At 68.7% G+C, this 22,527-nt stretch carries 23 protein-coding genes and 1 pseudogene; 16 read left to right on the top strand and 8 right to left on the bottom strand.

What is annotated here, in order from left to right; translation table 11 throughout:
* Window positions 1–160: 160 nt before the first annotated feature.
* The 4 genes from AC0680_RS28575 to AC0680_RS28560 all read left to right on the top strand — a co-directional run bounded on the left by AC0680_RS28575 (window position 161) and on the right by AC0680_RS28560 (window position 2,244).
* Window positions 161–514: a hypothetical protein gene (locus AC0680_RS28575; protein WP_478634188.1), complete on the top strand. Its 354-nt coding sequence runs from the start codon at window positions 161–163 to the stop codon at window positions 512–514.
* Between the two features lie 95 nt (window positions 515–609).
* On the top strand, window positions 610–1,008 hold the full coding sequence (locus AC0680_RS28570) for a hypothetical protein (protein WP_478634185.1): 399 nt from the start codon (window positions 610–612) through the stop codon (window positions 1,006–1,008).
* An 89-nt stretch (window positions 1,009–1,097) separates the two neighbouring features.
* Complete coding sequence (locus AC0680_RS28565) at window positions 1,098–1,520, top strand: DUF6153 family protein (RefSeq protein WP_478634182.1); 423 nt, start codon at window positions 1,098–1,100, stop codon at window positions 1,518–1,520.
* Window positions 1,521–1,605: 85 nt separating this feature from the next.
* Window positions 1,606–2,244 carry a DUF305 domain-containing protein gene (locus tag AC0680_RS28560; protein WP_478634179.1) on the top strand — a complete coding sequence of 213 codons (639 nt, stop codon included), beginning with the start codon at window positions 1,606–1,608 and terminating at the stop codon, window positions 2,242–2,244.
* Between the two features lie 71 nt (window positions 2,245–2,315).
* Here AC0680_RS28560 and AC0680_RS28555 read toward each other — a convergent pair whose 3' ends face one another.
* The 4 genes from AC0680_RS28555 to AC0680_RS28540 all read right to left on the bottom strand — a co-directional run bounded on the left by AC0680_RS28555 (window position 2,316) and on the right by AC0680_RS28540 (window position 6,895).
* Window positions 2,316–3,035, bottom strand: a complete 720-nt coding sequence (locus AC0680_RS28555) for a hypothetical protein (protein ID WP_478634176.1) — start codon at window positions 3,033–3,035, stop codon at window positions 2,316–2,318.
* Between the two features lie 217 nt (window positions 3,036–3,252).
* Window positions 3,253–4,554 carry a serine/threonine-protein kinase gene (locus AC0680_RS28550; RefSeq protein ID WP_478634173.1) on the bottom strand — a complete coding sequence of 434 codons (1,302 nt, stop codon included), beginning with the start codon at window positions 4,552–4,554 and terminating at the stop codon, window positions 3,253–3,255.
* A gap of 965 nt (window positions 4,555–5,519) precedes the next feature.
* Entirely contained in the window at window positions 5,520–5,738 is a 219-nt protein-coding gene (locus AC0680_RS28545) for a hypothetical protein (RefSeq protein WP_478634170.1), read from the bottom strand.
* Window positions 5,739–6,358: 620 nt separating this feature from the next.
* Window positions 6,359–6,895: a hypothetical protein gene (locus AC0680_RS28540; RefSeq protein WP_478634167.1), complete on the bottom strand. Its 537-nt coding sequence runs from the start codon at window positions 6,893–6,895 to the stop codon at window positions 6,359–6,361.
* Between the two features lie 282 nt (window positions 6,896–7,177).
* Between AC0680_RS28540 and AC0680_RS28535 the strand changes: the two genes are divergently transcribed.
* Window positions 7,178–7,603, top strand: a complete 426-nt coding sequence (locus AC0680_RS28535; RefSeq protein WP_478634164.1) for a hypothetical protein — start codon at window positions 7,178–7,180, stop codon at window positions 7,601–7,603.
* A 901-nt stretch (window positions 7,604–8,504) separates the two neighbouring features.
* Here AC0680_RS28535 and AC0680_RS28530 read toward each other — a convergent pair.
* Together AC0680_RS28530 and AC0680_RS28525 are read right to left on the bottom strand one after the other, a co-directional pair.
* Window positions 8,505–9,722, bottom strand: coding sequence for a hypothetical protein (locus AC0680_RS28530; protein WP_478634161.1), 1,218 nt, complete (start codon window positions 9,720–9,722; stop codon window positions 8,505–8,507).
* Window positions 9,707–10,828 (bottom strand): hypothetical protein, encoded by a 1,122-nt coding sequence (locus AC0680_RS28525; protein ID WP_478634159.1) that lies wholly within the window; start codon window positions 10,826–10,828, stop codon window positions 9,707–9,709. The genes AC0680_RS28530 and AC0680_RS28525 overlap by 16 nt, the downstream gene beginning before the upstream one ends.
* A gap of 21 nt (window positions 10,829–10,849) precedes the next feature.
* Here AC0680_RS28525 and AC0680_RS28520 point away from each other — a divergent pair, with 21 nt between their 5' ends.
* Window positions 10,850–11,695 (top strand): SUKH-3 domain-containing protein, encoded by an 846-nt coding sequence (locus AC0680_RS28520; RefSeq protein ID WP_478634156.1) that lies wholly within the window; start codon window positions 10,850–10,852, stop codon window positions 11,693–11,695.
* Here the strand turns inward: AC0680_RS28520 and AC0680_RS28515 are convergent.
* Window positions 11,668–12,003 (bottom strand): hypothetical protein, encoded by a 336-nt coding sequence (locus AC0680_RS28515; RefSeq protein ID WP_478634153.1) that lies wholly within the window; start codon window positions 12,001–12,003, stop codon window positions 11,668–11,670. The genes AC0680_RS28520 and AC0680_RS28515 overlap by 28 nt on opposite strands.
* 31 nt (window positions 12,004–12,034) lie before the next feature.
* On the opposite strand from AC0680_RS28515, the gene AC0680_RS28510 reads away from it, so the two are divergent.
* The 6 genes and pseudogenes from AC0680_RS28510 to AC0680_RS28485 all read left to right on the top strand — a co-directional run bounded on the left by AC0680_RS28510 (window position 12,035) and on the right by AC0680_RS28485 (window position 17,546).
* Complete coding sequence (locus tag AC0680_RS28510) at window positions 12,035–12,451, top strand: CBS domain-containing protein (RefSeq protein ID WP_478634150.1); 417 nt, start codon at window positions 12,035–12,037, stop codon at window positions 12,449–12,451.
* Window positions 12,432–12,539, top strand: a pseudogene (locus tag AC0680_RS28505) (plasmid stabilization protein); the annotation flags it as partial. The gene AC0680_RS28510 and the pseudogene AC0680_RS28505, both read left to right, overlap by 20 nt.
* Before the next feature lie 34 nt (window positions 12,540–12,573).
* Window positions 12,574–14,052 (top strand): aminotransferase class I/II-fold pyridoxal phosphate-dependent enzyme, encoded by a 1,479-nt coding sequence (locus tag AC0680_RS28500; protein ID WP_478634292.1) that lies wholly within the window; start codon window positions 12,574–12,576, stop codon window positions 14,050–14,052.
* Window positions 14,053–14,243: 191 nt separating this feature from the next.
* A complete protein-coding gene (locus AC0680_RS28495; RefSeq protein WP_478634147.1) occupies window positions 14,244–14,453 on the top strand; it encodes a DUF6381 family protein in 210 nt (69 codons plus the stop codon).
* A gap of 145 nt (window positions 14,454–14,598) precedes the next feature.
* On the top strand, window positions 14,599–17,046 hold the full coding sequence (locus tag AC0680_RS28490; protein ID WP_478634145.1) for a molybdopterin oxidoreductase family protein: 2,448 nt from the start codon (window positions 14,599–14,601) through the stop codon (window positions 17,044–17,046).
* On the top strand, window positions 17,043–17,546 hold the full coding sequence (locus tag AC0680_RS28485; RefSeq protein WP_478634143.1) for a hypothetical protein: 504 nt from the start codon (window positions 17,043–17,045) through the stop codon (window positions 17,544–17,546). The genes AC0680_RS28490 and AC0680_RS28485 overlap by 4 nt, the downstream gene beginning before the upstream one ends.
* 32 nt (window positions 17,547–17,578) lie before the next feature.
* Here AC0680_RS28485 and AC0680_RS28480 read toward each other — a convergent pair whose 3' ends face one another.
* The gene (locus AC0680_RS28480) at window positions 17,579–17,815 is read right to left on the bottom strand and encodes a DUF5133 domain-containing protein (RefSeq protein WP_478634290.1); all 237 of its coding nucleotides are present in this window, start codon (window positions 17,813–17,815) and stop codon (window positions 17,579–17,581) included.
* Between the two features lie 341 nt (window positions 17,816–18,156).
* On the opposite strand from AC0680_RS28480, the gene AC0680_RS28475 reads away from it, so the two are divergent.
* From AC0680_RS28475 to AC0680_RS28460, 4 genes are all read left to right on the top strand, one after another.
* Window positions 18,157–18,714: a hemerythrin domain-containing protein gene (locus AC0680_RS28475; protein ID WP_478634140.1), complete on the top strand. Its 558-nt coding sequence runs from the start codon at window positions 18,157–18,159 to the stop codon at window positions 18,712–18,714.
* A gap of 410 nt (window positions 18,715–19,124) precedes the next feature.
* Window positions 19,125–20,111 (top strand): SDR family NAD(P)-dependent oxidoreductase, encoded by a 987-nt coding sequence (locus AC0680_RS28470; RefSeq protein WP_478634287.1) that lies wholly within the window; start codon window positions 19,125–19,127, stop codon window positions 20,109–20,111.
* Between the two features lie 67 nt (window positions 20,112–20,178).
* Window positions 20,179–20,544, top strand: a complete 366-nt coding sequence (locus AC0680_RS28465) for a hypothetical protein (RefSeq protein ID WP_384489020.1) — start codon at window positions 20,179–20,181, stop codon at window positions 20,542–20,544.
* Between the two features lie 471 nt (window positions 20,545–21,015).
* Window positions 21,016–22,191, top strand: coding sequence for a macrolide family glycosyltransferase (locus AC0680_RS28460; RefSeq protein WP_478634136.1), 1,176 nt, complete (start codon window positions 21,016–21,018; stop codon window positions 22,189–22,191).
* Window positions 22,192–22,527 lie beyond the last annotated feature (336 nt).

Raw genomic sequence — 22,527 nt, 5'->3', positions numbered from 1 at the left:
GGTCCTGCCCGCCGCCCGCGCCCGCGTCGGGATCCCCTTTACCTCAATGACGCACATCGGGCATCCGCAGTCGTCCATCCGTGTGCATGTCGTCACTGACGGTATGGATATCAAAGCAGTCGGAAAAGGGTGATTCCACACCTACTGATAGGAGAGTGCAATGCGAGTGCGTGCCACTCTGGCCGCGGCCGCTCTGGCTGCCGTCACCGTCCTGACCGCCGCGGGGACAGCTGCCGCCGACGTCGGTGGCGACGAAGCCGTCGGCACCATCACCCAGACCGCCGACTCGCGGCCCGAGGCACGCGACGCGAACCCCGGCGGGGTCGACGTGGGTTCGGAGGGGCGCGACTGGAGTGGCGGCGGCGACATGAGCAACGGTGGCGGGCGCGAAATGAACAACGGCAGCGGCCGCGACCTGAGCGGCGGCAGCGGCATGAGCAGCGGCAACGGGCGCGACTGGAGCAACGCCAACGGCAGCGCCACGCCCGGCTTCGGCGCCGGCGGCATGGGCTGAGCATCCGCTGCGCAACACCCCGAGGGCGGCGGCCGGTTGAGGCATCGGTCGCCGCGCACGACCGAGCCGACGCACCGCCGGTCTACCATCGACGGATGGCTCGCAGCGAAAAGAAGGCACGGCGTCTCGTGGTCGACGGGCAGACCTTCCTGTGGTCCCTGCGCCACACCCACCGAGTGCCGGGCAACGTCCGCCGGTACGAAGACTGCTGCGAAACCCTCGTCATCCGCCTGTTCGAGGCCAGGGGGCGGCTCCACGTCCACTTCCGCGAGGGCCCCGGCAGACTCGTTCCGGACGGGTACCTGCACGCCGGGGCGGTCGGTACGGCCGGCGGGCGGTTCCTGAACCTCCATGAGCCCGGCACCGTCAGGGCCCTGCTCGACGAAGCACTGGCCGAGGGGTGGCGTCCCGATGATCCGGCGACCGAAGAGCTGGACGGCTGGGCCCTCTTCGACGTCGTGGCCACGCGTCGCGGTGCCGTCCCGACCGAGTGATCCACGGCTGACGGACCCGCAGCGACCGGCGCGTGTCACACCGACGGCCGGGTGACGGCTGCCGACGCCCGCCGTCTACGATGCAAGGCATGAGACAGCACTCGCGGCGCACGGCCCGGCCCCATGGGGCGCGGGCGCGTCTGCTGCTGGTGCTGGCCGTGCTCGCGGGCGTGCTGGCCATGCACGGCCTGGCACCTGCCGTTGGGCCGGCACCGGCGCACGCCGCGCCGGCGGCCCACCATGCGGCCCCCGCCACGTTCCCGGCGCACAGGCAAGCGGCGGGTTGCGGCGACTGTCCCCACGCACATCACGACGGCGCCGGCGGGCACGCCCAGCACGCCGACGGGACCTGCGCGGCCGGCGGAACGAGCACGGCCCCCGTACTGCCCGCCCTGGCCCCGGCCGGTACGGCCACCCGCGTCGGAGCGGGCGCGCCGACAGCGCCGCCGGCGACGTCCCTGGGCGGACGTGCCCCACCCTCACTGAGCGAACTGCAACTCCTGCGCATATAGGGCGGCTCCGGCGACCCGGCCGCTCGGCCGGTGTCCTCGCCCGTTGAGCCCGAATCACGCACACACGCACAGGAGTTGCTTCACCATGACCGCACGCCGTTCCCTGATCCGCCGCGCCGTCGCCGTGGCGGCCGCGGCCACCGCCGCCGTCGTACTCGCCGCCTGCGGCGGAACCGGCGACAGCTCGGCCGGCCACCAAGGCCACGACAAGGCTGCGCCCACCGCGTCGGCCTCCGCCAAGAAGGGCGGGCACAACGCCGCCGACGTCACCTTCGCCACGGGCATGATCCCGCACCACCGCCAGGCGGTGCAGATGGCCGAACTCGTCGCGAGCCGTACCCGGTCCGCCGAGGTCGAGAAGCTCGCCGGGGAGATCAAGAAGGCCCAGGACCCGGAGATCAAGACGCTGTCCGGATGGCTGACCTCCTGGGGCGAGCAGGTGCCCGCGGAGCACGGCGGCGGGGAGCACGCCGGGCACTCCATGGGCTCCATGTCCGGGATGATGGCGCCCGAGGAGATGGACGCCCTGGAGAAGTCCTCCGGCAAGGCCTTCGACACCGCGTTCCTCAAGATGATGGTCAAGCACCATGAAGGAGCGGTCGAGATGGCCAAGAGCGAGCAGGCCGACGGCGGCTTCCAGCCCGCCAAGGACATGGCCGGCGACATCATCTTCTCCCAGAGCGCCGAGATCGCCCGGATGAACAAGCTGCTCGGCAAGGGCTGACCGGACGGGCACCGCTGAAGCGGTGGAGCCGCCTCGTCGGAGGTGGCTCCACCGCGCAGCCGGGCGGGGATCTACTCGTGGGCGCTGATCACACCACCGGCGCTGAGCACGATGTACACGCCGTTGGCGTCGACCCCGACGTCGTGCCCCTTCGTCTCCAGCGTGGCGGCCACGCCCTCGAAGCCGATGATCTGCGCGCGGTACCGCAGCTCGCCGACCTTCGTGACCTTGGCCTTCCAGCCGCCCGCGAGCGTGAAGGTGCCCGGTCCCTGGTGTCCGCCGCCCATCCAGGAATGGACCTCGCCGCCCATCGTGAGCACGACGAACATGTCGTTGGCGTCGAGCCCGGCGTCGGCGTCCTGCCCCGTCGTCTCCATCGTGGCCAGAACCGAACCACGGGCGACGATCTCGGCGCGGTAGCGCTGGGAGCCGAGCTTGTAGATCTTGGCTTTGCTGATGCCGTCCGCCAGGGTCTGGGTGCGGACCGGGGATGCCGTCTTGCCGCCGCCGGTGGCCCGCGTGCCGCCCGACCGCATGACCGCAGCGCTCGACTTGGTGCCGATCTCGGCATCGGGGCCCGCCTTGCCATCGGAGCCCTGCACTCCGGACCGGCTCGAGGCGATGGACTTGGCGGCGGCCGAGCTCGTGCTCGTCCGGCCCGCGGACTTCGCGTCGGCGGTGTCCGAGCCGGAGCAGGCAGTCAGGGTGAGCCCGGCGGCTGCGGTCAGGGCCGCGGCGGCAATACGCAGGGTGCGACGGCGGGCGGTGCGGCCAGTGGTGCTGAAGCTCATGTTGGGTTCCCCGGGGGCAGTCGGTGTCGCGGTCTCTCGATACGTCACCCACTCTGACCGGGGCCACTAGCGCAAGGCTGCCGCTCGACTAACAACCGGCTAACACGGGTGTGACCAGGGGAAGCGAGGATCGGCTGCCTGCTGTCAGCCGCGCCGTGTGGCGTGCGCCCCGACAGGAATTCAGTTCGCAACGCGGTCCGCGAACCGACGCTGCTCCTCACTGTCGCTGCGATTCCGGCTGTCGGGCCCGATGCGGCTTCTTCGGCTCTTCCCTCTGGGCGTTGTCCTCTGCACCGAAGTAGCCGTCGTCGGCTCCAGGGGCCGTCGTCCGGGCCGTACTGGGCTCCGGGGCTGACGGCGTTGTGCGAGCGGGACGCATCGTGGGTGGGGCGTTCGTTTGTGGGGTCTCCGCTGAGCTGCGGTCGGGTGCGAACCAGACCATGCCGATGAGCATGGCGGAGAGGAACGCCATCGCTCCGGCGGCGATTCCCAGCGCCCTCGGCCGTGCTGACAACAGTTCGCGAACGGCGGGTCGTTGTCGGGCACGGTCGATATGTCCGGTGACGCTCGGCAGCATGTAGGTGGTGGCGGGGCCGGGATCGGCTGCGGGAGCGCGGTCCTGCCTGAGCGGTGGAGTTGGTGCTGGCCGGCCCGGAAGCACTGACGGCCGCTGGGGTGACGGTGCGGCGGCGGGCAGGGGCTCGGGGTTCCCCTGCCATGCGTCCGAGACGAACCAGTTGGCGTCCTGCTGTGCGGTGGGTCGGTCCTCGGGTTGCTTGGCGAGCAGGCTGAGCAGGTAGTTCTCGAAGGCGGGTGGCATCCGGGCGCCGAGCTGCCGGGGCGGTACGGGGGCGGTCTCCAGGTGCTGGTGGAGGATGGCGAGGGCGGTGTCGGCCTGGAAGGGCGGCTTTCCGACGAGTAGTTGATACAGGACGCAGCCGAGGGAGTACACGTCGGACGCGGGGCCGGCGGGCCGGCCCAGGGCGCGCTCGGGTGCGAGATAGAGGCTGGTGCCGACGATCTGTCCGGCGACGGTGAGCGCGGTGGCGGGGTCGTCGAGGAAGCGAGCGATGCCGAAGTCGCCGATTTTGAGGGTGTCGTCGGGGTCCAGGAGGAGGTTGCCGGGCTTGATGTCCCGGTGCACGATGCCCCGGCAGTGGGCTGCTGCGAGTCCGGCCGCGGCTTGGGCGGCGATGCGGGCGACGCGTTCGGCGGCGAGTGGGCCGGTGGATTCGAGGTGACGGGCGAGGCTGTCACCCTCGACCAGCTCCATCACCAGGTAGGGACGGCCGTCGTGGTCTCCGAAGTCGAGAACACCCACCACGTAAGGGTGGTTGAGCTGGCCGGCGGTCTGTGCCTCCAGACGGAAACGGGAGGCGGCGGTGAGATCGGACTCATGGGTGAGCAGGAGTTTGACGGCCACCGGTCTGCCGAGCGTCTCGTCGAAAGCCCGCCAGACTTCCCCCATCGCACCCCGACCGATTCGGGCGTGCAGCCGGTAGCGGCCCGCTATCAGCATCTGCGTTTCATCCTCATGTTGTGAGACGACTCAACCGCCGCAGGCCATACGTCACCGTGTCGGCGCGTGTGGTGGTGGGGGGTTCCGCAGCGGGCCAAGCCTACTGGCCATGGCGTCGGCGACTGGACACGGTCCGCCAGGATCCGACGCGGAAGCGCAGGCATTCGGCCAGGTGAGGGCTCGTGCCGGTGGTCGAGGCCGCGCACGGTGCGCTCGCCGCGGTGCTGGTGATGCCGGCGCGGGCGGGCTGGGGGAAAGTGGCGCCGCCCGCGCCGGGTGGCGGATCCACCGGCACGGGGGGAGCCGTCGGATCCGCGTACGCCGATGACCAATCGGCTACTTCTACTGCGTCACTGGTGGATCGATTGTCACACCCGCACGACCAGGTGCCTGGAAGAGCGCATATGTCCCGCACAGGGGACGTATCGCGTGGTCGGGTGACACGGCAGCCTGCTTCGGCACAGCACTGCATGCGGGCGCGCTGGTCGCCCCGTATGCGATCACGGCCAGGGTGTCTCCTGTGGGGGGCCACCCTGGCCGTGCTCGCTCCTCCCCGCTGCATCGCCATGACGGCACGGCGGACGGGCAGTTCAAGAGCCGTCTCCGGCATCAGCGGCGATGTCTACCGCAACGGCGGTGGGTGCGGATCGCGAGTTCCGGAACATCGACGGCCCACCACCGACCCCTTCTGCGCAGCCGGCTTCGTAGTGATTGCTCACGGAACTCGACTCATTGCGGGTCATAGGCTGTGCGTATGCGGACGTGTTGCTTGGTTCGCGGTCGTCTGGGCCAAGACCGCCGACGAGATCCTCGACAAAGTCGCCGCCTACCGCAAAAGAATCTCCGAGCCAGGCCACTGGGTGGGCCGAGGGCCGAACTGCGTGTGGGGTTCTCTCGCAGGTCGGAAAGGGTGAGCCCCGGGACGATGCATCCCGGGGCCGAACGCCGTGGAGGGACGGCTGCGGTCAGAGACCGGTGGCCTGCACTGTGACGACGCCGGTGACCTGCGAGACGGGCAGGGCGGAGGCGAGGGCCTGGCCGGTCCCGGCGACATCGCCGACGCTCACAGCGGCGCCGTGACCAGCGACCTCGCCACCGGCGCTGGCAATGCCGCCGGCAATGGCGTCAAGCTCGCTGTCGGAAATCTCGCAGGTGTCCATCTCCGGGGTGAAGCCGTTACGCATGGCGTGCCTTTCCTTCAATGCTGTGGGTTTGGGGCTTGCGCCGAACCTGGTGACGGTAATGCCAATCAGGCCGGTTCCACGGTGGCTGCCCACTCGAAATTAGCGTCGGTGGCAACGGTTCGTGCTCGCAAGATCCAATCACGCTGGTGGAGTGCCGGGCAACTTACCCATCCGGTTTTTTACCCGCTGGAAATTCGCCGCAACAACTCAGCTGACCTGCGACTTTGTCCGCCTCTGGGTGGCGAATCACCGCGCATGCCCTCTAGGGGGCAACCTTCCGGGAAAAGCCCCGCACATGCTCTCTATGGGCATATCTGCATGTGCGGTCGGGGCATCGGTCGGGCAACTTACCGGTGAACCGAGATGGCGTGAGATGTCGCTATCGACCGGCGTTTCCCCCTCGCGGGAAGATCTTTCCCTCTTGCTGGAATATTTTTGCAAGCGAGCCCAAAACGGTATTTAAGTGCGGTGGTAGGAAATCGCGTGCGGTGGTGACCGCGCTCGCCGCGACGTCGGCAGGTCGGCCGTGCCGTGGGCGGGGCCGGTCAAGTCCTCAAGCTGCGCGGGCGTCTGCTTCAGGCTGACCGGCGACGCCCGAGTCGATCACCTGGCGCCACGCATCAGCCTTCGTCCACGCTGGACAGCGCCTCGGCGATCAGGCGGGTGGCGAAGTCGCGGTCGTCGGTGAGCCGGTTGATGTGCTCCGCCAGCAGGAAGGCGGTGGCTTCCAAGGGATTCAGCTCGTCCGTGGTCCAGTATCCGTACTGCTTGCGCCACAGGCTGGGACTCAGGCCCGTGCCGGCAGCGACGAGCAGACCCGCCATGGTGGGGATGGCCTCCGGACGGACGCTCCTGGGCATCATGCGCATCGTCGCCACGAGGTGGGGCACCACGCCTTCGATGACGTCCTGGCCGTGCTCCCCGTAGGCCATCCGGAGCCATTGCATGTACATGTAGATGAGCGTGCATGCGCCATTCAGCAGGTCATCCACCGCGCTGGGGTCCAAGGACGTGGCGAACTGGTCGGTCAGCGCTTGTTGTTCGGCGTCAGGCGGGGTCTTGTCGTCGTAGATTGCCTTGAGCCGAGAGTCGATCATCATGAGCGCTGCGCCCACATCACCGGCGGGAGCGTGCTGGGGGTCGCAGGGCGATGACACGGGACTCCTCCTAAGCTGCCGTGGTAACGCTTCGTGATTGCACAGTAGCCCCCCGATGGCGCGAGGGACCGACGGATCCCGATGAAGGGCCTTCGCGCGTGCCTGTACTCGGATCAGCCCGAGGGCGCCACACAGAGGCTTCTCCGGCAGCCGGGGCAATTTGGCGCATGGTGGTCATAATGCGGCCGTCCTTCGGGAATTTCTGGGTGGGCAGCCGGAGCGGCCGGCTGAACAAAGCGCACCGAGACGATTCTTTGAGTAAGAAGGGGACTCGTCCACGACATGGCCGAGCCGGAAGCCACTGAGCCCGATCCGACGCTGTGCGACCTGTGCGGCGAACACCTGACGCCCGCAACGCAAGTCTTCAGCCTGGTTCCAGACTCCTCCACCATCCACCCCTACAACGCGGACCTTGACGGCATGCGACGCCTGGCTGCCTGTAGCCCTGACCACCTCGGCGAGCTCCAGCAGCAGTACCGGCAACGCCCCTACATCAAGGAAGAACTCTGGGCCGGGAAGATCGCACGCGCTCTGCGCCTGCAGCCCGACCTCGACGAGGAAGAACTCGCCGAGGTGACCGACCTGAACTTCCTCCAGATCGAACGCAGCCTCACCTGGGAGAGCGAACGGTTTCTGCGTGACGCAAGGCCAGAGGGCGATGGCGAGGGTCCGGAGGGCGGCACGCGCAGCGCTGACGGGCCCAGCTGAAACCCCTGCCGCGGGCATCTGCGCCTTGCGACGGCGCCGACGACGGCACGCACCTCGGGCCGGACGCCCGGGCGCACCTCGGGCCGGACGCCCGGGAATGGTCGGGGCCTTTGCGGCCTCCGCCATCACCAGGGCCGGGCCGTCCGGCTTATGGCGCCTCCGGCGCTGGTCGCTTCGCTTCGGGACAGGGCCCGGGATGCGTCACCCCCAGTGGAGAGGTTTTCGCCACGCCCACCCGAGGCGAGCTCAGAGCGCCCGAAACCATGCAAGCGATATTGCGGAATGCAGGGACATCCCAAACAGGGGCGATGCAAGGGCGAGGGTTTGCCCTGGGGCCTCACTCAAAGGGCACTGCCAGGACAAACCCGGTCGGCATACGAACGGCTAGCGACGGAAGAAAAGAATTTCAAGCACGCGGAGCGCGCGCCCCCTAACCCGTGGGTCATCGTGGACGGTCGCCACGAAAGCAAGCGCACTAACCAATGCCGCGAAATGCGATGCGACCGATTCAGGCAGATTCTGTGTCATGCGAGAAGCCAAGCAGCCCGCACACGCTCGCCGCAAACCTGCATGGCAAAAAACTCGGCCGGTGTAGGAATTCTTTGCAATTCGACAGCACAGCGTGATCGAACCTGGCGGTCTCGGACTAAGCCACCCCCACCCGCCGCTACGATCCATTCGTCTGCCGGCCGAGGTAACCCGCCGAAGAGCCACCGCACCCACCCTCTCCCCTGACCACCCCAGACGGGTGGGGAGGCGTGAGCGCCGGTTGCCGCCATGCCAGGTCAAGGGCGGTCCGTCTGGTCAGCGCCAACAGTTCGCTACTCCGAGGTAACTGCTGTGCTGGATGCATGGCAGCCGCTCCCATCAACAGGACCCCTCAGTGGAAGCCACACCGAAGTCACCACCACTCCAGAAACATCGTCTCCATGCTCAGGAGATTGTTGGAGATACGGCTCGTCGAACCTCCGGGAGCGGTCGGCACCACCCTGAAATCGGGACCCTCGTACTCGGCCCCCTCCCTCTTCCGGCCGTTGGGCTGATGAACGGAGACGATGGACTTCTTCCCGTCCGCCGAGACCAGCATCCCCTCCGCGACGGTCCCGTCATACGGGCCGACCACCTTGATCGGGGCGCCTGAGGCACGGCCGGTACGGGCGTCCACGGCCTGGAACGAGCCGGACGACGTGCGGCACAGCACCCGGTCGTCATCGATCCAGCCCACGACGCCGACACATCCGCTCAGCAGAGTGGCGCCGTGCGCCGATGCCCCCGTGAGCGGACCCGAGGAGCCCCAGGTGTCGAAGACGTTCCCGAAGACCTTCGGCGCGTTCGCAGTGAGCCGGCGGCCGTTCGGCGCGAGGCGCACCATGTTCGCCTGGACAGCATGCGGTGGCTTGCCCGAGACGGTGAGGGGGACGCCGTGTCCGGCGGCCGGGCCCCGGTCCGACAGGCGGTGGTCTCCCGCCACGGACCGAGAACCGATCCGCTTCTTGCCGTCATGAGCCGTGTACGTGAACCACACACTGCGCCCGTCGGGCGACATCACCGCGTTCTGCTCGTCGTCACGCGCCGCACCGCCCAGGCGCACGACCTCGTCCTGGTCGGCGCCACCCGTCACGAAGCCGACGTGGCTGGTGGTCTTGCCGGCGGGGTCCCGGAGCACTACCGCCATGCGCGTGAACGCCAGGTCGAAGAGGGCTCGTATCCGGGGAGCCGTGTACTCCAAACTGCTCACGGGATAGGGGGACGGTGCGTCCGGACTGACCCCGCAGAGGTCCACGAGAGCGCTGTTGACCGCCTTGGCGCCCGGATAGTTGGTGAACGCGGCGTCGCTCGGAATGGGGAACTGCCGCTCCGCGCGCGGTCGCCACGTCTCGGGATCCCAGGCCTGAACCGAGACGCTGGCATAGCGTGCGCCCATGTTGCACGTGGCGGTGATGACCGTTCCCCTGCGGGTGAACGGGCCGTCCGGAAGGGCGTATCCGCGATTGCCCAGGTAGGGCGCCGACGGCCTGGAGTCCCGTTTCTCCTTGCTCGGCTGCGGGCTGCATGCCTGGACGCACAGTAACGCCAGGAGAACGAGAGCCACGGCCTTGCCGACTACAGCAGGTCGCACATCGGCTCCTTGGGCTTGCCATGGCACTGCGTCCAGGGCACGGCGCCGAAGACCCACTTCTGCCGGGGGTTCAGGGGGACGGACTCCGTCCGGGTGCGCAGCGGCTTTCCGTTCCCGTCCTTCAGCTGGACCCACCTCCCCTTCTGGTAGGAGTCGTTGTAGTGGACGCTGATGCCCCACTCGCACGACTGCCCCGGTGGCGCGATCGCCTCCGCTCTGATCCCGCCCGAGGGCTGGCCGCCTCCGACCTCGATGTAGTGGGTGCCGAAGTAGGACTCGCCCTGCCCCTCGGCGTCGTCGGTCAGCACGGGTTCGTCGGCGCGGGGTGGAATGTGGAGCCGGATTCCCTGGTAGGTGGTTCCGCCCTGAGGTGGATAGCCGACGACCGTGCGTGCGGTGCTCTTCCGGCACGTGACATCGGTGATCTTCCAGTCGTTGATGACCACGGGGGAGGACCGAGTGCTCAGCACGATCATCTTGAACGTGTCGGAGAGTTCCATGCGGCCGGTTGACGTCTGCTGCTGCGTGTACCGCTTGGGGGCGTGTTCCAGCAAGGCCGCGTACGCGAGCGGATGGCCGCCCAGTGCCTTCAGATACGAGAAGGCGGTCGAACTGTCCTTGCTGGACGTCAGTTTCCGTGCCTCGTCGGCGGTCAGTTCCCGGTCGAGAACCATGGCCCACTGACGGGGTTCGCCGTTCTCGGGCTGTACGGACACGGTGAAGGGCAACTGGGAGGCGTCGTACTCCTTGTGGGAATCGTTCTCTCTGGCCACGTTCGGCTTGATCATGACGTAGTCAATCAGCGTGTCCCGGAAAACGACCAGGAGCGGGATCGCCACCATCACCAGTAACCACACCACTTTCCTGCGCCGGGAGGTTCCGGGCGCCAGGCCGAGCGCCTCGGCGATGATCGCCCAGATGCTCTCCCGGGGGCTGCCCCCCGAGCCGGCAGAGCTCCGCTGCGGCACCTGCGCAGGAACGGGAGCGGACGGCGAGTCCCCGCTCTGCCCGGTGGGCTCACCATGGATGCCACCGCCACCGCCACCGCCCGGCTCCGACTCCGACTCCGACTCCGGTGTACTGTCCGATGACGCGGTCGTCGTCATGCCCGCCCCCCATAACCTGGTATGTCCAGTCTCCGCGCATGCCTGACACCTGGTCACTTGACGCTAGTGCAGGACCCGCCCTCCTGGGCGCCGATCGTCTCTTCCAGCCCACGATCGGTGCCGACAGAAGATGATTGCGCGGGAAGCCCCAGGGGATCCAGCCGTGATCGTCAACGTCCACCAGTTCACGTACCTGTGACTCCACATGACCTCACCTCAAGGATGCCAGTGGAAAACCAGCCGCGGTGGTCCGCAGCGACCGACTCTGTGCTGCGGAAGTCGGGGTGGTACCCAGGCCGCTCGGTCCCCACCGACACCTGGGAAGCCATCCTGCGCGAGCACGGCGGCTTCGAGATGCACAAGGCCGCGCGGCGCTTCCTTGCCGAGTTCGGCGCGCTGGTGAACGACGGCTGGCCGCCGGGTCCGGTCACGGCTCGGTCGCCTTTCCGGCTGGACCCCCTCACGGCCGAGTGGGACGCGGAGACCTTCGCCCGGCTCGGCCAACGAGCCGGGGTCTCGCTCTACCCCATCGGCCAGGCCAACCGCCGCACCAGCCACCTGGCCATCGCCACGGCGTCGCGGGAGTCGCCGGCGTATGACCGCAACACCCCGCCTCGGGGAACAACAGGACTGGCCGTCACGGGGTGGGCGGCACACCCCAGCGGGCGAACAGCGGATTCACCAACGAGGCCATACGAGATGAGGACTGGTCCCGCCGTCTCGTCGTGCCGGCGATCGTGTCGTGGCGTGTCATGGTGTGTCGCTTCGGACGGAGGGCCTCGCACGACATCTGCCTCCGCGGGCGGGTGCGTCATGGCCAGATGGGACAGCACACACCGTCATCGTTCTCCTTCCAGGCCGGCCTGAGCGCCACGCCGCCCACGGGCAGCTGGAGCAATAGAGCGCATATGGGTGTTATTGCTGCCCACGATCGGGAACCCGTGGTTCGACGGCCGGAGAGCCGACAGCCCGAAGTGGAAGGTGAAGGGGATGCCCTGGCGGACGCGGAGATCGCCGACCACGCCCACGTCGAAGAGCTGCCCAAGGACCTCGACCAGCGCGACGCTGGTGATCCCGACTTCGACCGACTGGTCGTGAAGCTGCGCACCGAGGCCACCGCGCACGTCGATGACGAGGAACGCGGCCTCTTCCCTCAGATGCGCAGGGAAGTCCACCGGACGTCCGCCCCAACGAGAGGTGACAGACATGCCTGTAGCACGCGACATCATGACGCCTGGTGCGGAGTGCATCGGGTCCGAGGACAGCGTCCTGGACGCCGCTCGCAAGCTCACCGATCTGGGTGTGGGGGCCCTGCCGATCTGCGGCACCGACGACAAACTCAAGGGGGTGCTGACCGACCGGGACATCGTCGTCAAGGTCTTGGGCAAGGGACGCGATCCGCAGCAGACCAAGGCCGGCGAGCTCGCCCAGGGCGAAGCGGTCACCATCGGTGCCGACGACGGGGCGGACGAGATCTTCGCGACGATGGCTCGCCACAAGGTCCGCCGTCTCCCGGTCATCGACGGTCGCCGCCTGGTCGGCATGGTGGCGCTGGCCGACGTCGCCCGCGCCCTTTCCGATCCCGAGGTCGGCGGCCTCCTCGATGCGCTCTCCAGCGACTGACGGCGGCACGTCCGAGAAACGGGCAAGGGAGATCGCCGCCCGCACCGTGAACAAGGAACGCGCCCGTTCCGGCGAGGCGGCGAATGCTCCTGTCGAGTCAGACCTTCGAATGTGGTGGTGCCATGTCTCCTGATCACAGCCAGGCGCCGGTGCTGGACGCCCTCGCGGAATATCACGCCACGGGGCAGCTGGCCTTCGGCCCACCCGGCCACAAGCAGGCGCGCGGAGCCGACCCCAGGACGCGTGAGGTGCTGGGTGACGCGGTCTTTTACGGCGACGTGCTCGCCTTCGGCGGGCTGGACGACCGGCGGGCCCGAGGCCGGATTCTCGAGCGTGCCGAGCAACTGATGGCCGACGCGGTGCACGCTTCTCACACGTTCTTCTCGACCTGCGGAAGCTCCCTTTCGGTGAAGGCGGCCATGCTCGCGGTGGCGGGCCCGCACGAGGAATTGCTGATCGGCAGGGACGCGCACAAGTCCGTCGTCTCGGGCCTGATCCTCTCCGGCATTCGTCCGGTCTGGGTGGACCCCCGATGGGACGCCGACAGGCATCTGGCGCACCCCCCTTCGGCAGACGACTTCGAGCAGGCCTTCGCCGCTCACCCAGATGCCGGAGGAGCCCTGGTCACCAGCCCGACACCGTATGGAAGCTGTGCCGACCTGCGGGCCATCGCGGACGTATGTCACCGTCGGGGCCGCCCCTTGATCGTCGATGAGGCATGGGGCGCGCATTTGCCCTTCCATCCGGACTTGCCCGTGTGGGCCATGGACGCGGGTGCGGATGTGTGCGTGACCAGCATCCACAAGATGGGGGCCGGCCTGGAGCAGGGCTCCGTCTTCCACTTGCAAGGGGATCTGCTGGAGCCGGCGCTGCTGAAGTCACGCGCCGACCTCCTGGGCACCACCAGCCCGTCGGTGCTGATCTATGCGGCTCTCGACGGCTGGCGCAGGCAGATGGTCCAGCACGGCCGGGAGTTGCTCGACCGAGCCTTGAAGCTGGTGGCGCAGACGCGGGCGGCGATCGAGGACATCGAGGGCCTGCATGTGAATGACCGTGCCGACTTCTGCGGTGCGGGCCTGGCGGACGACCTCGACCCGCTGCCGGTCGTCATCGACGTCAGCGGTCTGGACACCACGGGGTACCGTGCGGCGGACTGGCTGCGCGAACACCGCGCGATCGATGTGCACCTGTCCGACCATCGCCGTATCAACACCCAGCTCACCTACGCCGACAACGAAGAGACCGCGAACGCACTTGTCGACGGGCTCAAGGCACTGGCAGCGGCCGCACCCGAGCTGCGTCCCGGCCCCCAGGTCCATGTCCCTGCGCCTGAACAGCTGCGGATGGAACAGAAGTGCCTGCCACGTGACGCATTCTTCGGCTCCGTCGAGGATGTCCCGCTGCGCGAGGCGGCCGGCCGGGTGGCCGCGGAGATGCTGACGCCGTACCCGCCCGGCATTCCTGCGGTTCTGCCGGGCGAATTGCTCACCGAACCGGTGCTGCGCTACCTGCACTCAGGTGTCCAAGCGGGGATGTACGTTCCCGATGCCGTGGACACCGGCTTGGAGACCGTACGGGTCATGGTCGGTCCTGGCGCATGACGCAGCGACCCGCTCGATTCTCGCGGCAGCCCGTTGTGGCTGGTCGGAGGGGACGCGCGGGCCCGGAGTCCGCCGCACGGGCCGGAGCGCCGGGCGAACGGGGGTGTACCGCGGACCGCAACGGTTCGAGATGCGAGGGTTACGGGTCTCTGGTTCGCTGAGGGCGCGGTCGCGACGTCCAAGGAGTGCCCATGAGCGTGTCAGACGAGTCCGGAAGCCGCCGGGCGGAGCAAACGCAGAAGGTCCAGCAGCTGAGGGATGCAGCCGAGCGAGCCGGTGACCCTGAGGAGCGGCGGAGACTGCAAGAAGAGGCCCGACGCATCGAAGAGCAGAGCCAGCGGCGAGACGACGGCCGGTCTCAGGGAATGAGGACCGCGCAAGAGCAGTACCCACCTGAATGAGTTCCCCCCGTACCCGCGCCGAGGGCCGCTCCCTCCCCGGTGGGCCGGACGTCGCCGCAGCCCCTGCGCTCACTGGCGGTCGGGCAGCAGTCGGTGTGCCCCCGGCATGCCGGGCCAAGCGCCGCTCCGCTGCCTGGGAGAGCTGATGGCCCAACGGATCTCCGATGTCTGGGGGAGTCGTAGCCCCTTCCCTGCGGGCGGCGACTGGCCCGATCGCGTGGACGAGTACCTGACGGTTGAGGCGCCACGTGTGGAGCAGTGGGTGCGTTCGGCGTGCGTGCTGTGTTCCACCGGTTGCGGGATGGACATCGCCGTTGCCGACGGCCGTATCGTCGGCGTGAGAGGCAGGCGCCAGGACAGAGTCAGCCATGGCCGGCTCGGCCCCAAGGGGCTGTTCGGGTGGCAGGCGAACAACTCCCCGGATCGGCTGACCCGGCCGCTGCTCCGTGTCGACGGCGAGCTGCGCACCACCGACTGGGACACCGCCATGCAGGCCGTGGTCACCCGTTCCCGACAGGTGCTGGCCGAGCACGGGCCACTGGCGATGGCTTTCTACACGAGTGGGCAGCTGTTCGCCGAGGAGTACTACGCCCAGGCTCTGATCGCCCGAGGCGGTATCGGCACTCCGCACCTGGACGGGAACACCCGGCTGTGCACGGCGACGGCCCAGTGGGCCCTGGTGGAGAGCTTCGGCAGCGACGGCAATCCGGGCTCGTACGCCGACATCGACGAGTGCGACACCCTGCTCCTCGTCGGCCACAACCCGGCCGAGACCCAGACGGTCCTGTGGACCCGCATGCTGGACCGGCTTCACGGTCCCGATCGGCCGCGGCTCGTCGTGGTGGACCCGCGCCGTACGCCCACTGCGCGCGAAGCCGACGTTCATCTCGCCCTTCGTCCCGGCACCAACGTGGCCCTGCTCAACTCCCTGCTTCACGAGCTGGTGGTCAACGGGAGCGTCGCCGAGGAGTGGGTCCGCGCGCACACCGTGGGCTACGACCGTCTCGTGGAGGTGGTGCTCCAGTACCCGCCCGAGCGTGCTGCGGAGATCTGCGGTGTGCCGGCCGAAGCGATCCGCGCAGCCGGCGGTCTCCTCGGTGGGGCCGAGCGGTTGGTGTCCACCGTGCTGCAGGGTGTCTACCAGGCTCACCAGGCGACCGCTGCTGCTGTGCAGGTCAACAACATCAACCTGCTCAGGGGCATGATCGGACGCCCTGGCTGCACGGTCTTCCAGATGAACGGCCAGCCCACCGCGCAAAACACCCGGGAGACCGGGGCCGACGGTGCACTGCCCGGCTTCCGTAATTGGCAGAACGACACACATGTCGAAGAAGTCGCCCAGGCGTGGAACGTGGATCCGCTGCGTATTCCCCATTGGTCGCCGCCCACCCATGCCATGGAGATCTTCCGCCACTGCGAAAGCGGCTCGATCAGGTTCTTGTGGGTCAGCGGCACCAACCCGGCGGTTTCACTGCCCGAGCTGCACCGGATCCGCGCCACATACCGCCGAGGGGAACTCTTCCTCGTGGTCTCCGACGCGTTCCCCACCGAGACCACCGCGCTGGCGGACGTCGTTCTGCCGACGGCCATGTGGGCTGAGAAGACCGGTTGCTTCACCAATGCCGATCGCACCGTTCACCTCTCACGCCGTGCTGTCAGCCCGCCGGGGGAGGCCCGGTCCGACTTCGACATCTTCCTGGACTACAGCCGGCGGATGGGGTTGAAGGACAAGGACGGGAGCCCGCTGCTGAACTGGTCCGGTCCAGAGGACGCCTGGAACGATTTCACCGAGCTGACTCGTGGCCGTCCGTGCGATCAGAGCGCACTGACCTACCCCAAACTAGCCGACAGCGAGGGTGTCCAATGGCCCTGCACCGACGAGGCGGCCGATGGGACCGCTCGCCTTTACACCGACCATGTCTTCCCGACCGCTGCGGAAGAGTGCGAGGACTACGGACACGACCTGGCCACCGGCGCTCAGAACGAAGCCGAGGAGTATCGTGCTCACGACCCGGCCGGCCGCGCATTCCTGAAGTCCGCGCACTACCTGCACCCGCACGAACCCCCGGACGAGGAATATCCGCTACAGCTCACCACGGGCCGCACCGTCTATCACTGGCACACCCGCACCAAGTCGGCCAGGGCGCCCGAACTCCAGGCGGCAGCACCGGAGATGTGGGTGGCGCTGCACCCCGATGATGCTCTCCCTCTCGGTATCGCCGACGGCGACCTGGTACGCATTCGCTCTCGGCGCGGCGCCATCGAAGCGCCCGCAGTGCTTCGGGAACATCAACGCAAAGGCGTGGTCTTCGCGCCCTTCCACTACGGCTACTTCGACCAGGCCGACCCCTATCGCCATGCCCGGGCGGCCAATGAACTCACTCGCACGGAGTGGGATCCCGTCTCCAAGCAGCCCCTCTTCAAAGCCACTGCCGTCCGGCTGCAGAAGATCGCCGACGCCACGGCAGGCGGCCTGCCCGTCGTGGTCGCGGATGCTTCCGACTCCACTGGCATGGGCGGTGTGCCTCCCGCCTCCGAAGGGCCCGGCGAGAGCACGACAGGCATTGCCGCGCCCTCCGGAGACCACTCATGACCGCGCTCGCCCTACTGCTCGCAGACCTGCACGAGGCGGAGACCGCCTTGGCCGGGGAGTACCGAGCGGTCGCCGAGCGCCACACCACGGACGCCGGCACGTACTACGGCTGCCTCACCCTCGCCGAACAGTGCGACCAACACGCCACAGCGCTCCGTGAGGCGGCCGCAGGCCTCAGCGCGAGCCGGTCAGGCTTCCACTGGCCGGAATCACTCGCGGCCTTCGTACGCGGCAAGGCCGCGCAGGCGCACGACCTGAAGTCTCCCGCCGGCCTCGTCCTTCTCCACGATCTGTGCCGGCTCCATCTCAGGGCCGGCTTCGTCGAGGTGCACTGGATCATGCTCGGCCAGGCGGCTCAGGCCCTGCGCGATCAGGATCTCCTCAGTGAGGTCTCCCGGCTCCACCCTCAAACCAGCACCCAGATCAAGTGGCTCAAGACCCGCATCAAGGAGAGTGCTCCGCAGTGCTACGCCGTGACGCCCCTCGCCACCGCGCCGTGACGCTGCGCATCCGCCGGACGGGCAGGTAGGCCCTACTCCTGGGGCGTGGCCAGGACGGAGTCGTCCTCGGTCCGGGCCCCGGGCAGCTGGTGGCGGGCAGCGACCAGTGCGGCGTCGATGTCGCGGGTGCCGGTGGAGACGCACAGGGTGTAGGCGAGGTCGTCCATCCGCTGACGCACCGCGACACTGGTCCGCTGCGCGTGCAGCAGTTCCTGGGCCTCGTACTTTTCCATGAGGTCCCGCAGCACGGCGGGGTGGGCCATGAGCATGTCCAGGTCACCTTCCAGTGCGCGAATCACTTCACACCTCGGCTGCCCTGCCACGCACCGCATACGCAGGGCGCCGCCCGGCTTTCTTGCCGGGCGGCGGAGGACTCACTCGGCTGGATGAGGCGCGTCCCTCATGGTCCAAGCTCCGCCCGAGCAGCCTTCCGGCAGCGCAGGGAAGGTGCGGTTCCGGCGTCGGTTCCCGGTGGGAGCTCGTTGCGCGCCACGCCCTGCGTCCGGCAGGTGGGGCAATTCGCCACACAGCAGCGTGATTTCCCTCCGAGTTCGGGCACCCGTGGTGGGACAGCCGGACAAGTCGGCTGCACGACGAGAGGCGGTGTGCCGTGGGACATGGTGGCGATGTGATCAAGGAACTGACCACCGACCACCGGGCGGTCGAGGAGCTCTTCAAGCAGTTCGAGAACGCTCCGCCGGGAAGTGAGGACCGCCGGCGGCTGGTGGATACGCTGACGATCGAGCTGGTGCGGCACTCCGTTGCGGAGGAGGAGTACCTGTATCCCGCGGTGCGGGAGCACGTGGAGGGGGGTGACGCACTGGCGGACAAGGAACTCGCCGACCACGCGCGCGTCGAACAGCTCCTCAGGGACCTCCAGCAACGTGAGGCCACCGATCTCGATTTCGACCGACTCGTACTGAAGCTGCGCACCGAGGTGACCGCCCACGTCGACGACGAGGAGAACCGCCTCTTCGCCCAGCTGCGCACCGACGTGCACCCTTACGTTCTCGAAGAGCTGGGCAACAAGGTCCGACAGGCGAAGAAGAACGCTCCCACGCGCCCGCACCCCGGCGCACCGAGCACGCCGCCGGCCAACAAGCTGCTCGCCCCGGGCCTGGGAATGGTCGACCGGGTACGCGACTACCTCACCGGCCGCGGCAAGTAAGTGCTTGTCCCCCCGCTGCGCGACAGGAGCACGAACATGCCCGGCACGCGACATCTTGTCTCCGGGCGCGGTCCGCATCGGCGCTGAGGATCCACCGACTGACACCACCCGGCACTGGCCCGCGTTGCGGTGCGTGCGCACCAGAGGTCAGGCCGCCGGAGGGCCGCCGGGACGGGTAGCCGGGCCCGCAGGAGCAAGGAACTTCACTGGTTCAACAATCCAAGGCCTCAGGGAAGAGGGTTCCGCCGGTGGCATCAACGACCTCCGTTGACCGCCGGGGCCTGCACCGGGGAACACGAAGCCCAGCACCCAGACGGCTGCGCGCGAGCGCTTACATTCGCCGAGCCGAGCGCCCGCGCGTAGCGTCGTTGGTGAAACGCGACGAGAAGGGCAGGGGCTTGATCGTGCACGTGACGCCAGCCGCTCCGTCCATCGAAGGCCTGACCGCCGTGGTCACCGGCGGCTCGCGAGGGCTTGGCCTGCTCCTCGCCCGCCAGCTCATGCGGCGGGGCTGTGACGTGGTGCTGCTGGCCAGGGACGCGTCCGAACTCGGCAGGGCCGTCGCAAAGCTGGACGTGCCGGGGGTGGGATCGCTGCGCAGCGTGGTGTGCGATGTACGGGATGCCACCGCGGTCCGTGATCGCCTCGCCGAGATCGCCGATCGCCATGGCGGCCTGGACATCGTCATCGCCAACGCCGGCATCATCCAGGTCGGCCCCGCAGACGCCCTGGGCCCGCACGGCTTCCGTGACGCGATGGAGTCGATCTTCGACGGCGCCCTCAACACTGCTTTCGGTGCCCTCCCGCACCTTCGCCGCAGCGCGGCCGGCGGCCGGCTGGCCCTCATCGGATCGGTAGGCGGCTTGCTGGCGGTGCCCCACCTGTTGCCGTACTCCTGCGCCAAGGCGGCGGTCGCCGCGCTCGCGGAGGGGCTGCACGCGGAGGAGTCGGCGCACGGCGTCACGGTGACGGGTGTCCACCCTGGTCTGATGCGCACCGGCTCGCATCTGCATGCGCACTTCGGTGGGGACCGACGGCGGGAGTACGCGTGGTTCCAACCGCTGGCCGGTGCTCCGCTCCTGTCCATGAACGCCGAACGAGCGGCGGAGCGCATTGTGTCTGCGGTGCAACGACGACGAACCCGGGTTGTCCTCACACCGGCGGCCAAGCTGGGCTCCGTGGCCCATGGTGTGGCACCCGTGGCCACCACCCGGCTCATGTCGGCGGTGAGCCGCCTGCTCCCCCGCAACGCCACCCAGCACGAAATCCGGCAAGGAGCCGAAGTCGCCGCGGAGGATCAGCCGCCCGCGCGGCGGCTCCGCGGCATCCTGGGCGTGCTCAACGAGAGGGCGGCCGACAGGTTCAACCAGCGTGACGGAACAGGAGGCAGACGGTAGCGGCCACCGGGGTGCGGATCTGTCAGCGGGTCCGCAGGCTGAAGGTAGAGGGGAAGGAGACGACGACATGTCCAAGGAGCGGAAGTCCTCCCATCCGAAGATGGGTGAGGGACCCAGCAGGCACAAGGGAACCGAGCAGCACGGATGGTCGCCCGACGTCGACCAGACCGAGCAGCAGAGGAACGAGAGTGCGCATCGGTCCTTCCACCCGGAGCGTTATGCACCCGAGGCGGACGCCGGTAAGGAAGGCAAGGGTCGGGAGAAGGTGCCGCCGGCGAGCGACGTGAAGAGCGACACCAAGAGTGGCGAGCAGCGCGCCGCCGAGACCGATGAAAAGGGCATGCGGGATCTGGGCCCCAAGGGTCGGTCGCGTCGGCCGAGTGGAACTCGGGATGACGAGGCGCAGACGGGTGTCGATCCGAAGGATTCCTGAGCGGCTCAGGGCGGGGTGAGAGTGGCCAGGACGAACCCGGCCCCGCCATGGTCAGCCACGAGCCCCGGAGCACTGTCTCGGGCTTGATGTGGAAGACGACGGTCAGGAGAGAGCCGAACACGTAATCGCCGAGCTTCGGGCGCTTCGAGCTATCTGTGGCGCTCATCTGTGCCGAGCATCGCTGAGCGCCCCGAGCCATGACGGCCGGCCCCGAAGCCGCCCGGACCGGCACCCGCGTGCGGCGGCCCTGAACGGCGGCCGACGGAAATTGTGGTGCTCACAAGCCCGAGCGCGGCTACAGTCGCGGGCATGCACCTCCCACAGATCTACGGCTGACAGGGCCGGGGCGCAGCGCCCCGACCTCCCCCCCGCATGTCCCTGTGCGCCCCCACGACCGAGCCTTCCTCGGAGAGGCCGGCGCACTGGCTTGTGGTACCCCTTTCGCCATAGACCTGAAATGAGTGAGCTTCCATGTCCCGTCGCCGTGCCCACATCGCGATGGTCGGCATCCCCGCCGTCAGCCACGTCCTGCCCAGCCTGGAGATCATCCGCGAGCTGGTGGCCCGCGGCCACCGGGTGACCTACGCCAACGACCCGGCGGTTGCCGACCTGATCGAGTCCACCGGCGCCGAACTCGTCCCCTGCACGTCCCGACTGCCGGTCGCCGACAACGACTGGCCCGACGACCCGATCGCCGCGATGGGCCTCTTCCTCGACGACGCCATCCAGGCACTCCCGCAGTTGCGCGCCGCCTACGACCAGGACCCGGCGGACCTGTACCTGTACGACATCGGCGCCTACGCCGCGCGCGCCCTCGCCGAATCGCAGGACCGGGCACTCGTGCAGCTGTCCCCGACGTTCGTGGCCTGGGACGGCTACGACCAGGACGTCGCGGCCCACCTGCGCCAACTGCCGGGCGCCGACGCCTACCGGGCGAAGTTCGCCCAGTGGCTCGCCGGCTGCGGGGCGTCCACCACCGACGTGGACGCCTTCTCCGGCCCGCCGTCACGGGCCCTGGCTCTGATCAGCCGGGCGATGCAGCCGCACGCCGACCAGGTCGACACCGACACGGTGACCTTCGTCGGTCCCTGCTTCGACCCCCACGGGGACGCGGACGGCTGGCTCCGCCCGGCGGATGCGGAGAACGTGCTGCTGATCTCCCTGGGCTCGGCGTTCACCCGTCAACCGGAGTTCTACCGCCAGTGCCTGGCGGCCTACGGCAACCTGCCCGGCTGGCATGTCGTCCTCCAAATCGGCAAGTACACCGACCCGCGGGAACTCGGCCACATCCCGCCCAACGTCGAGGTGCACCCCTGGGTCCCGCAGCGGGCGATCCTGGAGCAGGCGGACGCCTTCGTCACCCATGCCGGTATGGGCGGCTGCGGCGAGGGACTGCTGGCGGGCGTCCCGATGATCGCCGTACCGCAGGCCGCCGAACAGTTCATGAACGCCGACCGGCTCGTGGAACTGGGGGTGGCCCGCCGCATCGACACCGCGGAAGCAACCGCCGACACCCTGCGGACGGCCCTGAAGGACCTGGTCACCGACGCGGAGGTCGCCCGCCGCTCGGCCCGGCTACGCGCCGGCGCACGTGCCGAGGGAGGCACCCCGCGCGCCGCCGACCTCATCGAGAACATGCTGACCTGAGCCCTGCCCGCCACAACCGGGGGTGGTGAAGCAGCACTTCGCTGTTCACCATCCCCTCCCGTGCTTGTTGTCGAACCAGCCGAGATACGGAACACGTGCGCCGGGCACGTAGCCCAGTGCAGTCACCTGGCCAGGTGGGCCTCATCAACTCCCCTCGGACATCGGACAGGTCATGGGAAACGGCGCGCGTCGCGACATGCTTGAGGAGCGTTGCGCAGGCCGGCGATGCCGTCGCGGTGGGGGAGGGGGAGTGGACGGGTTGGCGTAGCCCTCCCGATTCGACCTGGCGATGCGTCAGGGAAGTCGGCAGGTGGTCGGCACGAGTCCAGAAGAAAC

The sequence above is a fragment of the Streptomyces sp. NPDC043738 genome, assembly GCF_056436545.1.
Note: the sequence above shows the minus strand (reverse complement) of the source record. Positions and strands in the feature narration are given on the sequence as shown.

Excerpts from the sequence above, each read along its gene's own strand:
- AC0680_RS28565 (WP_478634182.1), top strand. The coding sequence starts at position 1,098 with ATGAGACAGCACTCGCGGCGCACGGCCCGGCCCCATGGGGCGCGGGCG.
- AC0680_RS28480 (WP_478634290.1), bottom strand. The coding sequence starts at position 17,815 with ATGCTCATGGCCCACCCCGCCGTGCTGCGGGACCTCATGGAAAAGTAC.
- AC0680_RS28460 (WP_478634136.1), top strand. The coding sequence starts at position 21,016 with ATGTCCCGTCGCCGTGCCCACATCGCGATGGTCGGCATCCCCGCCGTC.
- AC0680_RS28495 (WP_478634147.1), top strand. The coding sequence starts at position 14,244 with ATGAGCGTGTCAGACGAGTCCGGAAGCCGCCGGGCGGAGCAAACGCAG.
- AC0680_RS28550 (WP_478634173.1), bottom strand. The coding sequence starts at position 4,554 with ATGCTGATAGCGGGCCGCTACCGGCTGCACGCCCGAATCGGTCGGGGT.
- AC0680_RS28560 (WP_478634179.1), top strand. The coding sequence starts at position 1,606 with ATGACCGCACGCCGTTCCCTGATCCGCCGCGCCGTCGCCGTGGCGGCC.
- AC0680_RS28500 (WP_478634292.1), top strand. The coding sequence starts at position 12,574 with ATGTCTCCTGATCACAGCCAGGCGCCGGTGCTGGACGCCCTCGCGGAA.
- AC0680_RS28465 (WP_384489020.1), top strand. The coding sequence starts at position 20,179 with ATGTCCAAGGAGCGGAAGTCCTCCCATCCGAAGATGGGTGAGGGACCC.
- AC0680_RS28525 (WP_478634159.1), bottom strand. The coding sequence starts at position 10,828 with ATGACGACGACCGCGTCATCGGACAGTACACCGGAGTCGGAGTCGGAG.
- AC0680_RS28510 (WP_478634150.1), top strand. The coding sequence starts at position 12,035 with ATGCCTGTAGCACGCGACATCATGACGCCTGGTGCGGAGTGCATCGGG.
- AC0680_RS28555 (WP_478634176.1), bottom strand. The coding sequence starts at position 3,035 with ATGAGCTTCAGCACCACTGGCCGCACCGCCCGCCGTCGCACCCTGCGT.
- AC0680_RS28490 (WP_478634145.1), top strand. The coding sequence starts at position 14,599 with ATGGCCCAACGGATCTCCGATGTCTGGGGGAGTCGTAGCCCCTTCCCT.
- AC0680_RS28575 (WP_478634188.1), top strand. The coding sequence starts at position 161 with ATGCGAGTGCGTGCCACTCTGGCCGCGGCCGCTCTGGCTGCCGTCACC.
- AC0680_RS28545 (WP_478634170.1), bottom strand. The coding sequence starts at position 5,738 with ATGCGTAACGGCTTCACCCCGGAGATGGACACCTGCGAGATTTCCGAC.
- AC0680_RS28570 (WP_478634185.1), top strand. The coding sequence starts at position 610 with ATGGCTCGCAGCGAAAAGAAGGCACGGCGTCTCGTGGTCGACGGGCAG.
- AC0680_RS28535 (WP_478634164.1), top strand. The coding sequence starts at position 7,178 with ATGGCCGAGCCGGAAGCCACTGAGCCCGATCCGACGCTGTGCGACCTG.
- AC0680_RS28520 (WP_478634156.1), top strand. The coding sequence starts at position 10,850 with ATGTCCAGTCTCCGCGCATGCCTGACACCTGGTCACTTGACGCTAGTG.
- AC0680_RS28485 (WP_478634143.1), top strand. The coding sequence starts at position 17,043 with ATGACCGCGCTCGCCCTACTGCTCGCAGACCTGCACGAGGCGGAGACC.